This is a genomic window from Bacillus cereus group sp. RP43, assembly GCF_040459645.1.
Taxonomy (GTDB): domain Bacteria; phylum Bacillota; class Bacilli; order Bacillales; family Bacillaceae_G; genus Bacillus_A; species Bacillus_A mycoides_C.
In genome coordinates this window covers 280,979-293,536 of sequence record NZ_JARVHQ010000001.1, presented here as the reverse complement: position 1 = coordinate 293,536, position 12,558 = coordinate 280,979, and the positions used below count along the sequence as shown (strand labels likewise).

Sequence of the window (12,558 nt, the reverse complement as noted above, 5' to 3'; positions counted from 1 at the left end):
TAATATAATCCCATCCCGCCACAAATTTGTTAAAATCTTCACAAATATTCCACACCTTTCATCCTTTCTCCGTACTATAATCATGTATGGAAAAGGAGATGGACACAATGACACAAAGCGCACCAGAATTTAAAGTTTTGCAAAGCATTGCATTTCTTGCTGTCGTTTTGCAAAGTTCCTTATTATATACAATGAATCAAGGAAATGTCTTACTCGAGCAATCCCTCATTATGGGCATGCTATTTAATCTTGCAAAATTTTCAGCACCTGCATTCATATTTATCGTTGGATTTCATTTAATTCGTCACTACACAAAGCAATTAGTATACAAAGAATATATTTCTGAAAAAGCCACACACTTACTCATTCCTTATTTCGTTTGGTCTATTCTTTACTTATTAACAACAAACGATCTTATTACATTACAAAGCGGAATAAAAAGTTTATTACTCGGAACGGCTGCACCTCATCTTTGGTACGTTATTATGATGTTCCAAATTCACTTATTGTTCCCGTTACTATGCACACTATTTTATTGGTTTCAAAAACGAACAGAAAATAAAAAAGACATATATAAATATATGACCATTTTCGCTTGTCTATATTTCTTCTTAATGTGGTACTCTTCTCACTACATTTTTAATGGAGAGAAATTGACTAGTTCAACTATTTTACATTACACAGATCGTTCTTTCTTCTTCTATTCATTCTATTTCGTTATGGGGGGAATTGCTGCTGTAGCATTAAAAACTTGGCGTTTATTCGTCATGAAACATATTCCGCTTATAACAATACTATTTTTCATCTTATTTTTATTCATCAATTATGAGTTATTTAGTTTTTACGGCGTGAACTCTATTCATTTAACTGTTTCTACTTATTTAAAACCATCTATGTTTCTATATATCGTATGCGAAATTATCATACTATACGTGCTATCTATTACAATTGTACAGCGACGCGGTTTCTTATATAAAGCTTTACGATTTATCGGGAATTACACGTATGGTGCTTATTTAGCACACTTTTTCTTCTTACAACTATGTACAAAGTTTCTTTCTTTATTCACATTGCAAGAAAACACAATAGTATATAGCCTATTATTATTTATACTAACGGCCACAATCTCTATTTCAGCAATGGTCATTTGCAGCATACTACCATTTCATACTTGGATTACAGGGCCTTCTCCTACGACAAATATGAAATGGGCCAAGATTGCCATTCGAAAGAATCATGAAAAAGTATTCAAACCATATCTTTGATATAATAATACCTATATAAGAAAAGAAAGCAGGAGACACCTATGATTAATCAAATCGGACAAATTATGTTATATGTAAATAATCAAGATGAATCAGTACAATTTTGGACAGAAACAGTAGGATTCCAAATCGTTGCGGAAGAAAATAACGGACAAGGATTTCGCTGGATTGAAATTGCGCCAACGAAAGAAGGGGGAACAAGCATCGTCCTTCACGATAAAGCGTTAATCGCGAAGATGCAACCTGAATTAAACTTAAATACCCCTTCACTTATGTTCTTCTCTAATAACTTAGATCAGCTTTATAAAAATCTTTCTGAGAAAAATGTTATAGTTGGACAAGTTGTAGATTTACCTACTGGTAGAGCATTCAATTTTGCTGATAATGAAAATAATTACTTTGCAGTTATGGAAAAGAAATAAGAAAAAGCTATCCGAAAAGGTCGTAATAAAACCTTTTATCCGGATAGCTTCTTTATATTATAAAACTTGCTCTGCATTCGTTTCCTTATGCTGTATATGACTCGTAACCCATGTGATTCCACCAGCGATAACGAGATAGCATAATAAAATTAAAATTTGTATTCGTAATTGAGACCAATCCCCTAAAGAAATAACATCTTGTAATCCTCTAAGAGAATGCGACATTGGGAGAAACTGCCCAATTTTGCTAAGCACCGCTATATTTAACTCTCCTGGGAAAGTACCTCCGCTCGTCGCTAATTGAAGAACGAGAAGCGTTACCGCTGCGAACTTCCCAACAATGCCGAATACCGTTACTAACATAAGAATAAACGTCATGAATGTAAAGGAAATGACAATACTTGATAAAACAAAGAGTGATACACTTGCAACTTCTAATTTCATAACTCCTAACACAACCACATCTACAAGTAGTGCTTGAATGAGTCCAATTAAATATACTAATCCTAACTTATTGATAAAATGTACCGTCCCGCTTACCTTCATATTTTGTCTACGTCCAAGAGGTAAAATATTTGATGCCATAATTCCACCAACATAAAATGCAAGGGATAAGAAATATGGCGCAATTCCTGAACCGTAATTAGGCACGTCAGAAACTGTCGATTTCACTAATTGAACTGGCTCTGAGAACATCGTATTGCGTGCATCATCATTGCGAACATCCGCTATCTTCTCTGCGCCCTCTCCCAATTTCGTGGAAAGTTCTTTCGCACCATCTTCAAGTTTAACAAGTCCGTTCGTTAACTTCTCAGCACCGTTATTTAGCTCCGTTCCACCACTTGCAAGCTGATTTACACCTTCTTGTAAGGATGTAAATCCATTTCCCCACTTTGTAAATCCATCAGCTAAATTCGAAGTACCATCTGCTATCTTTTTCGTTCCAGCAGTAGCTTCATTTAACTTAACTCCGAATGTATTCATGCCTTCTTCGATCTTATGTTGACCATCTGCTATTTTCTTCGCAAATTGCGTCAATTGTTGTTGGCTAGCGTTTAATGTATTTGTTACTTTAGCCAATCCGTTAGAAGTAGCAATGATTTTCTGTAACTCAGGGTCTTGCTGTGCTTCTGGATGATTCTTCACGTACTCTTCTAATTGTTGTTTTACACTATTGGCTGCATTATCTACTTTTGCTTGTCCCTCAGCAAGTTTCTCACTTCCACTCACCCATTCATTCGTGCCAGCACTTAATTCATTAACTCCTGATTGTAAAGACTTCTCACCCTGTGCTAGCAGCTCCATACCATTATGAAGTGATGTCGCTCCCTGACTAAGCTCATTTGCTCCCCCTGTTAACGCCGATTGGCTAGAGGCAAGCTTACCACTTCCTTCTTTCAACTTCACTGTCCCGTCACTTAAACGATTAATACCATCTGCAAGCTGATTCGCCCCATTTTTTGCATCCGTCGTTCCTTCATGTAACTTCCCAGCACCGTTACTTGCATCACTCAACCCTTGTGCCAAATCTTGAAACTTTGAAAAGACACCTTCTGTATAAGATTTCGTAATGCTATTTGAGATTTTCGTTTTCATATTTTCAACAGCTGTCGTTCCAATTTGAGCTGCTACAAAGTTTTTACCTGGATTTACTTTGTACTGCAACTGTGCCGGCTCTGGTTTCTCATCCATTAGTGTACTTACCCTTTTGGAGAAATCCTCTGGAATCGTAACAACCATATAATATTTATCTTCTTTTAGCCCTTCATCTGCATTTTTTTCTGATACGAAATGGAAAGCTAGTTCCTTATTTTCTTTTAAATTTTTAACAAAATCGTCTCCTGCACGAATTGTTTTTTCATCCATTACAGCACCCTTATCTAAATTAACAACTGCAACAGGTAATTTATCTAACCTTCCATATGGATCCCAATATCCAGCTAAAAAGAACCCTGAATAAATTAAAGGAACGATTAATAAGAAAATTAAAGCGATACGTCCATGTTTATGGTGCCACATTGCCTTCCAATCTTTAAATATAAGTTGAATCCCCTTCATGAAACATGCTCCTTCTTCTAATTTAACAACCTTCGACTGGTTTAACAGATTTACTATACACGTCACTTTCCATACTGTATAATACATCTTTAATTATCAATCCATTCCTTCTGGTCTATGAAAAGGAGATTTATGATGGAACTTCTTCAATTAAAATATTTCCAAGTAGTTGCACGATTAGAACATATGACAAAAGCAGCTGAAGAATTGCATATCGCGCAGCCTTCACTCAGCAAAACAATTGCTAGACTAGAAAAGGACTTAGGCGTTCCATTATTTGATCGCCAAGGTCGACAGATTATATTAAACTCCTTCGGGAAAGTATTTTTAAAACGAGTAGAACGTATTTTTCATGAATTAAGTGAAGGAGAACGAGAAATTAAAGATTTAGCTGAATTACAACAAGGCTCTATTACACTTGCCGTTTCTATTCCGAGAATATTACCAGAACTACTCGGTTCTTTTTTACTAGAACATCCTAATGTTCGATTCCAGCAATTTCTCGCATCTACTCCTTCTATGAAAAGACAACTAGATAATATGGAAATCGACTTTTGTATCTCATCTGTGCCAATTGAAGGAGAGGAAATAGTTTGGGAACCACTTATTACAGAAGAAATTTTCTTAGTCGTTCCTTCAGGCCATCGGTTATCAAACCGCGAAAGTATTCATCTACATGAAGTAAAAGACGAACCGTTCATTAGTATGAACACTGGGTACGGATTTCGGCACTTAACAGATGAATTTTGTAAAGAAGCTGGTTTCACTCCGCATATCGCTTTTGAAGTAGATGAACCAACCGTGATTAGCGACCTCATTAAGCAAGGTCTCGGCGTTGCATTTGTTCCAAGCTTAACTTTATTAAAAAACTCTACTTTAGCACCAAATAAGTTACGTATTATTGAACCTAATTGCGAGCGAACCATTGGCTTAAGTTGGTCGAAGAAACGTTACTTATCAAAAACTGCCCAGCAATTTCGTGAATTCGTGATTGATTACTTCTCCAATATTAGTACATGAAATTATATCGACGTTTTTTCAAATATATCAATCATAACTTCAAATATATCGACGTTTCGACAAGGAATATCTATTTATCAACAAATAACGACACAAATAAAAGGTGCCATACCCATAGCGTGGCACCTTTTACTTCTTACTCTTCTCCAATTCCATTTCAGCCAAAAGCGGTAGTACGTTATCGAAAATATGTGTATTATTATTCTCACCTGTTACATATCCACCATAATATCTACTAAATACATTATCATTTCGGAAAGTAGTCATCCGCTCATACAATTCCTTTGCAAACTTTGTATCACCTGTTTGTAGTACGTACAAAATTGTTAATCCGTAAGATGCTGGTGATTCATAGTTCACAGCTTGTTTTCCCGTTTCTAAGTTATAACGTCCGTATAACTTTCCGTCTTCGCGAAATTTCTTCTTTATGAATTCCAAATAAGCGTCTGATGAAAGACCGCCTAAACTGCGATGATAAGCAACGTATGATTGATCAATAAGATTCACTTCTTTATCGTACGTAAATGTACCATCTTCTTTATACTCTTTCGGGAATGCCCAGTCGTTTCTCGGATAATCCGCTAAAAACTGAACAACTTCCTGATACTGCTGTGCAGAAATTTTTCCATACTTTTTCATATAAGAGAATGCATGCGGATTTATGTAAGATGTTGTTGCAAAGTTATTTTGTTTCCCTGCATCTGCATCGTAATAATCAACGTAATAATTACCTTTTTTATTATAACGAAGTACAGAATCACTCAATTGATCTGCAAGGTTTTTATAGCGATCTTCCTTATATATTTCATAAGCACGATATAATTGTTCTATAATACGAAGATCATCGATAAGTGCATTAGTAGCTGACTGCATTTCTCCCTTTTCAGAGATTTTCCATAAAACGATGTGGTCCTTGTGTACAAAGTTATTTTGAATAACCTTCACTTGTTCATCAAATAAAGCTTGATCATCTTTATCAAGTGTATATTGTAGCCATAACCCTGCAGATTCTGATAAAGCTTCACGGCCCTTCGCTTCACCCTTACCTGCCTTTGTATCCTCTAAGCGATACGTTGCAAGTGTTCCATTTTCATTTATCATATGCCTTAAAATAAAATGCTCGGTGCGATTTCCTTGTAAAGCTGACCAAAATACAACTCCACCTAAAGCGATTAAAAGAATAACCCCAATCCCTATATATAAACGTTTTCGCAAGCTTTTCACCTCCTTTTAAGGCTAACCTTAATTTTACCAGAACATACGCAAATATAAAAAAGACAATCCTTTAGATTGTCTCTCCCACCTTATCCTTCGCAAGCCTCTTTAGAAGGTCTATATAGCGATTCCACAAGTCGATCATATTCACGACGCGTAATTTCTTTATTATATAACTTTAATAATAAATCTCTATGCTCTTTTGAAAATGCCATCTTTTTAATGACTTCAGGATACATAAGACACCCTCTCCATTTCACATAAACTTCTTCATTTCACAAACGTAACACGCCGAGATGGAACTTATGTTCGCATAGAAGATTATAAAATATTCCTCCATAAAAAACAAACAAAATATTACCCAATAAAAATTTCTTTCTTTTTAGAATATTTAAAAACAACATTACCATGTTCCCTTTTTTAAATACATATATATTTTTGGCAGTTTTTTGAATAAATCTTCCAATTCAATCAGAAAATAATGGCAAAAAAGAAGAGGAGTATACATATGGATACCGTAACATTAGCAAGGGCATTTTTTGGTTCTTCATTGGCATTCCACATCATCTTTGCAACGCTTGGAGTCGGACTTTCTTTAATGATTTTTATAAGTGAAATATTGTATCACTGGAAGAAAGATTCTGACTATGCCATTATGGCAAAAAGATGGACAAAGGCTTTTGCTATCCTTCTCGGTGTAGCAATTCCAACTGGAACAATTGTTGGTGTACAAATTTCACTTCTTTGGCCTGGTTTCGCCAAAATTGTTGGACAAGTTATTTCCGTTCCATTTCAAATTGAGATTTTCGCCTTCTTTTTAGAGGCTTTATTCATGTCTATTTATGTATATGCGGCTGATAAACTACCTCCAGTTATGAGATTAATCTCGCTATTTTTCGTTATGATTGGTGCCACTGCATCCGCCGTGCTTATTACATCAGCAAATACATGGATGAATACACCTGCGGGCTTTTCAATGGGTCCAGATGGCTCAGTTTTTAACGTTGATCCGTGGAAAGCTTTCTTTAATCCGAGCTTTGGCACAAGTGCATTCCACGTCGTTATTACAGCCTATACAACCGGAGCAGCTGTTATCGCTTCTATCGCTGGATTTAAATTATTAAAGAAAAATTTAAGTACACATGAAATTGCTTACCATAAAAAGGGATTACTGTTAGGGCTTGTCGTTACATTTATCACAGGTGCTACGATGTGGCTTTCAGGACACGAATCTGCTATTGCCTTACATAAACATTCACCTGAAAAACTAGCATCTGCTGAAGCTTTGTTTGAAACGACATCACACGCTCCTTTATCGATTGGCGGGGTTGTGGATCCTAACACACTTGAACTAAACTATGCACTGGAAATTCCTAATATGCTTAGCTTATTAGTGGGACTAGACCCTAACACCGTTGTAAAAGGTCTAAAGGAATTTCCACAAGAAACATGGCCACCATTTTACACACATACACTGTTCAACTTAATGGTCGGCACCGCTGCCTTTACCTTTGCAGTTGCAGCTATTGCCCTCTTATATTGGTACTTTGTTTACCGAAAAAAAGGAGTAGAGTTACCGAAGTGGCTTCTTTGGGGAGCTGCCGCCTGTGGCCCCGTTATGTTGCTCGGTATTGAATTCGGATGGATTTTTAGTTGTAGTGGTCGTCAGCCATGGACAATTTATGGCATGCAACGCACGGTAGATGCTTCCACACGTGCTGATTTCGTCGGTCCTTTATTTGTTTTATTCATCATTTTATATATTGGACTCGGTATTTTAACAGTCTTTGTACTACGGACATTCTTTAAGAAACATCCGTTAAAGAATGATTTACATCACGAAGGAGGCGATTCTCGTGCATGAGGAAAGCATTGCAATCATCATCTTATGGGCTCTTATTTTCGTATATAGCATACTAGGGTCTATTGATTTTGGAGCTGGTTTTTGGGGCATGGTATATGCTAAACACCCGACGCTTGCTGCCAAGCTTGCTAATCGGTACCTATCACCAACTTGGGAAGTAACAAATACGTTTCTTGTCTTTGTCGTTGTTGCTTTTCTCGGTTTCTTTCCAAAAGCGGCCTTTACCCTTGCAACAGTTATGTTTGTACCAGTTATGTTAATTTTAGTACTCGTTGCGATTCGTAGTACATTTATGGTATTTGCTTACTCCCTGCCAAAGTACCAACACCTTCTTCGGATTATTTCAGGAATTACTGGGCTCTTAATCCCAGCTCTATTAATTACCGTTCTGCCCGTTACAGAAGGTGCCTATATTACGATGTCTGAAGGAAAAGAAGTGCTCCTTTACGGAAAACTTCTTTCTAGTCCCGTTATTTATTGTTATATGCTCTTTGGACTAACTTCGGAACTATTTCTATCATCTCTCTTTCTTGCTGATTTTGCTAGGGAACAAGGTTCTGAAGATACGTACCGAATTTATAGAAGAAATGCCATCATACTTGGTCCTGCAACGCTCGTGACTGCTATTATTGCTCTCGTTGTAATGGACCCTGAAACACACTGGCTTATGCAAGGACTAATAAAGCAATTCCCATGGTTTACAGTCTCTATCATTTTATTTGTTATCGGATATTCCTCCCTTTGGTGGACAAATAAGAAGTACAGCACACTAGGTTTTCCTCGCATTGCAGTTTTAGCTGTCGTCGCTCAATATGCATTTGCAAGCTACGCTTACGGCGTCGCCCATTTACCGTATATCATTTATCCGGACGTAACTGTATTTACAAGCTTTACGACGGTCGAAACATTCTATGCACTTCTTATTCTTTACGCAATCGGGATTGCAATTTTATTACCCGGATTCATTTTCTTCTGGAATTTATTCTTGAAGGATCGAACTTTTTTAAAGGAAAAATAATAAAGTGAAACTTTAATCAGTTTGTTTTTTCATCCCCCACTGATTATTAGCCTTCACTAATCGGGCGTTTACGGGCAGTAAGGCTCCCACCTAACTTCTTTGCTCCAGCCGAGTTTTGAGGTGGGTGTCTTACTGCCCACAAATAGCGGGCTAAATGAGGGGCATTCGTACATAGAATGCCCCTCATTTATTAGACGTCTCTCCTAATAGTTATTACACCTACCACTGATACTTGTCCTATAGCTCAAAGAACACATATTCACGCCATTCCATTATATGCCTAGTTCTTCTTATTTTCTGCTGAATATACTAGCAATATAAACTTGAGACAAGCTACATTTGTTCAAGGGAAATAGAAAGGTAGGTTAAATATGAGCATTGAAATATGGATTACTATTATTGTATTCTTCTTAACAATGATTGTTGTCTTTTGGCGACCCCGTGGCTTAAATGAGGCATGGCCGGCAGCAGTCGGCGCTGGCATTATCCTCATTACTGGACTTGTATCAAAGCCAGACGTCATGGACATTATAAGTAAAATCGGCGGTGCCTCTATAACAATATTAGCGACCATCGTTATGGCGGTTATATTAGAAAGCTTCGGCTTCTTCCACTGGTCCGCAGCAAAACTTGCAAATTTAGCAAAGGGCTCCGGTCGCCGTTTATACTGGTATATTCAATTATTATGTTTTCTTATGACTCTTTTATTCAATAACGACGGTAGTATTTTAATTACAACACCGATTTTGATTTTACTTCTGAAAAACCTTCAATTAAAACCTCATCAACAAATCCCTTATTTATTAAGCGGTGCTTTAATCGCCACTGCATCTAGTGCACCAATCGGTGTAAGTAATATCGTAAACTTAATCGCATTAAATATTGTTAATATGACTCTTTATATGCACACAGCTATGATGTTTGTACCTGCAACACTAGGACTACTGTTTATGTCATGGCTCATGTATACAATTTTAAAGAAAAAACTTCCAAAAAGACTACCTGTTTCTTCATATGATATTGAAGAGATTTTTTTCACGAAAAACTTCCATCCGTTAAAAGGAAAAAATTCTGTTGATACGAAACAAAAACGTACAAAATTCATGTTAAAAGTATTAGGCTTCGTCTTCCTTATGCGCTGTCTTCTATTCGTTGCATCCTTCTTATCGATCCCAATTGAAATTGTTGCTGTACTCGGTTCACTCGTTCTTCTCATCTGGAGATGGTACTACTTACGAACAAACCCAGTCGATATTTTGAAAAAGACACCGTGGCACATTTTAATTTTCGCTTTCTCTATGTATGTAATTATTTACGGGCTTCACAACGCAGGATTAACAGCAGCACTTGTAAATTGGCTCGAGCCAGTTGTAAATCAGCATCTACTCTATGCAAGCTTTGCGATGGGCGGACTTGTATCTATCCTCTCTAACATCTTCAATAATCACCCTGCACTTATGATCGGTACCATTACGTTAACAGAAATGGGACTAGATCCAGTCACATTAAAAACTATCTATCTCGCAAATATCATTGGTAGTGACATCGGTTCACTATTGTTACCAATTGGTACGCTAGCTTCCCTCATTTGGATGTATATACTAAGACAAAACAAAATTAAAGTGAAATGGAAAGATTATTTAAGTGTATCTCTCATCGTAATCCCACTCACAACAGTCGTCACATTATTCCTCTTATACTACTGGGTACACTTATTCTTCTCCTTATAGACAACAGAAGCCCCCTTTGCTACCGTCTTAGCAAAGGGGGCTTCTTCTATATTTAAGTTAGGTACAGTGTGATCAATCAAGTAAAGAGGTGTAACGTATTATTGATATAAGTGACTACCAGTTTCTTTAAATTCTACCGCTTTCTCTTTCATTCCTTTTTCAATTGCTTCTGTCGTTTCTAAATCATTTTCTTTCGCATATTCACGAATATCATGCGAAATTCTCATACTACAAAACTTTGGTCCACACATCGAACAGAAATGAGCTGTTTTCGCGCCTTCTGCTGGCAATGTTTCATCATGATACTCCATCGCGCGCTCAGGGTCTAAAGATAAATTAAATTGATCGCGCCAGCGGAATTCAAATCGTGCTTTTGAAAGTGCATCATCACGCTGATGAGCCGTTTTATGCCCTTTCGCAAGATCGGCTGCATGCGCAGCGATTTTGTACGTAATAACCCCTTCGCGAACATCATCTTTGTTCGGTAAACCTAAATGTTCTTTCGGAGTTACATAACAAAGCATCGCCGTTCCAAACCAGCCGATCATCGCAGCACCAATCGCTGAAGTAATATGATCATAACCTGGTGCAATATCTGTCGTTAACGGCCCAAGGGTATAAAACGGCGCGCCCTGACAAATATCAAGTTCTTTCTCCATATTTTCTTTAATTAAATGCATCGGTACATGCCCAGGTCCTTCAATCATAACTTGCACATCATGTTTCCAAGCGATTTTTGTTAATTCACCAAGTGTTTCAAGCTCAGAAAACTGAGCTTCGTCATTTGCATCTGCAATAGAACCTGGACGTAATCCATCTCCAAGAGAGAACGAAACATCGTACTGCTTCATAATTTCACAAATCTCTTCAAAATGAGTATATAGGAAGTTTTCTTTATGATGGAATAAACACCACTGCGCCATAATCGAACCACCGCGCGAAACAATACCTGTCATACGCTTTGCAGTAATTGGAATGTAACGAAGTAATACACCAGCGTGAATCGTGAAGTAATCAACGCCTTGCTCCGCTTGCTCAATTAACGTATCACGGTACACTTCCCACGTTAAATCCTCTGCAATTCCGTTTACTTTTTCAAGCGCTTGATAAATTGGCACAGTTCCAACTGGTACCGGAGCATTACGAATAATCCACTCACGTGTTGTATGAATGTTTTTACCTGTAGATAAATCCATAATCGTATCTGCACCCCAGCGAGTCGCCCACGTCATCTTCTCTACTTCTTCTGCAATAGAAGACGATACAGCAGAGTTTCCGATATTTGCATTTACCTTTACATGAAAATTACGTCCAATTATCATCGGTTCCGCTTCAGGATGGTTAATGTTCGCCGGCAAAATCGCACGACCTTCTGCAATCTCCTTACGAACAAATTCAGGCTCTACCCCTTCACGAATCGCGACATATTCCATCTCAGACGTAATAATGCCATTACGCGCATAATGCATTTGCGTAACATTTGCACCTTGCTTCGCTCTAAGCGGCTTGCGATCCATTTGCGGGAAAACAGGTGTATGTTTTGAAGCCACTTTCACACCGTCATCCTCTGGTCTTACTTCGCGCCCTTCGTATCCTTCTACATCACCACGCCCCACAGTCCAAGAGTGGCGCGGCGTTGGAATCCCCTTTTCCAGCTCCACTTTATACTCAGGATCTGTATAAGGACCACTCGTATCGTATACACGAATGGGCGAGTTTGGAACACCATTTGTATCGCTTTGTTCAATCTCACGCATCGGCACTTTCATACCTTCACGTGGCCCATCCACATACACTTTCTTACTTCCTGGTAAACTCGATTTCAATTCAATTTGCTCAGCTGAAACAGACTGTTTCATAACCTTTGTTGCCCCCCTGTACGTGACAAGGACGAGATATGGCCAGCGTATGCCAAAATAAAAAGAGCCAGGTCCATAAAAAAATAAGGACCTGGCTCATAAAGACA

The 12,558-nt window shown here is 37.8% G+C and carries 10 protein-coding genes; 6 read left to right on the top strand and 4 right to left on the bottom strand.

Annotated features, from left to right (window positions below; genetic code table 11):
• Positions 1–107: 107 nt before the first annotated feature.
• Together QCI75_RS01420 and QCI75_RS01415 are read left to right on the top strand one after the other, a co-directional pair.
• Positions 108–1,265 carry an acyltransferase gene (locus tag QCI75_RS01420; protein WP_353759883.1) on the top strand — a complete coding sequence of 386 codons (1,158 nt, stop codon included), beginning with the start codon at positions 108–110 and terminating at the stop codon, positions 1,263–1,265.
• Positions 1,266–1,306: 41 nt separating this feature from the next.
• Entirely contained in the window at positions 1,307–1,687 is a 381-nt protein-coding gene (locus tag QCI75_RS01415; RefSeq protein WP_144505066.1) for a VOC family protein, read from the top strand.
• A 57-nt stretch (positions 1,688–1,744) separates the two neighbouring features.
• Here the strand turns inward: QCI75_RS01415 and QCI75_RS01410 are convergent, their stop codons facing one another.
• Positions 1,745–3,745 carry a YhgE/Pip family protein gene (locus QCI75_RS01410; protein WP_353759882.1) on the bottom strand — a complete coding sequence of 667 codons (2,001 nt, stop codon included), beginning with the start codon at positions 3,743–3,745 and terminating at the stop codon, positions 1,745–1,747.
• A gap of 135 nt (positions 3,746–3,880) precedes the next feature.
• Here QCI75_RS01410 and QCI75_RS01405 point away from each other — a divergent pair, with 135 nt between their 5' ends.
• The gene (locus tag QCI75_RS01405) at positions 3,881–4,765 is read left to right on the top strand and encodes a LysR family transcriptional regulator (protein ID WP_144505070.1); all 885 of its coding nucleotides are present in this window, start codon (positions 3,881–3,883) and stop codon (positions 4,763–4,765) included.
• 129 nt (positions 4,766–4,894) lie between these two features.
• Here the strand turns inward: QCI75_RS01405 and QCI75_RS01400 are convergent, their stop codons facing one another.
• Both QCI75_RS01400 and QCI75_RS01395 read right to left on the bottom strand, forming a co-directional pair.
• Positions 4,895–5,980, bottom strand: coding sequence for a transcriptional regulator (locus QCI75_RS01400; RefSeq protein WP_144505072.1), 1,086 nt, complete (start codon positions 5,978–5,980; stop codon positions 4,895–4,897).
• 89 nt (positions 5,981–6,069) lie between these two features.
• Positions 6,070–6,219, bottom strand: a complete 150-nt coding sequence (locus QCI75_RS01395; protein ID WP_002174240.1) for a hypothetical protein — start codon at positions 6,217–6,219, stop codon at positions 6,070–6,072.
• A gap of 269 nt (positions 6,220–6,488) precedes the next feature.
• On the opposite strand from QCI75_RS01395, the gene cydA reads away from it, so the two are divergent.
• The 3 genes from cydA to QCI75_RS01380 all read left to right on the top strand — a co-directional run bounded on the left by cydA (position 6,489) and on the right by QCI75_RS01380 (position 10,592).
• Positions 6,489–7,844, top strand: a complete 1,356-nt coding sequence (gene cydA, locus QCI75_RS01390) for a cytochrome ubiquinol oxidase subunit I (protein WP_144505074.1) — start codon at positions 6,489–6,491, stop codon at positions 7,842–7,844.
• The gene (locus QCI75_RS01385; RefSeq protein WP_070168177.1) at positions 7,837–8,862 is read left to right on the top strand and encodes a cytochrome d ubiquinol oxidase subunit II; all 1,026 of its coding nucleotides are present in this window, start codon (positions 7,837–7,839) and stop codon (positions 8,860–8,862) included. Before cydA ends, QCI75_RS01385 begins: the two co-directional genes overlap by 8 nt.
• A 371-nt stretch (positions 8,863–9,233) precedes the next feature.
• Positions 9,234–10,592, top strand: a complete 1,359-nt coding sequence (locus tag QCI75_RS01380; protein ID WP_144505076.1) for an arsenic transporter — start codon at positions 9,234–9,236, stop codon at positions 10,590–10,592.
• 98 nt (positions 10,593–10,690) lie between these two features.
• Here QCI75_RS01380 and thiC read toward each other — a convergent pair whose 3' ends face one another.
• Positions 10,691–12,451, bottom strand: coding sequence for a phosphomethylpyrimidine synthase ThiC (thiC, locus tag QCI75_RS01375; RefSeq protein WP_144505078.1), 1,761 nt, complete (start codon positions 12,449–12,451; stop codon positions 10,691–10,693).
• Between the last annotated feature and the right edge of the window lie 107 nt (positions 12,452–12,558).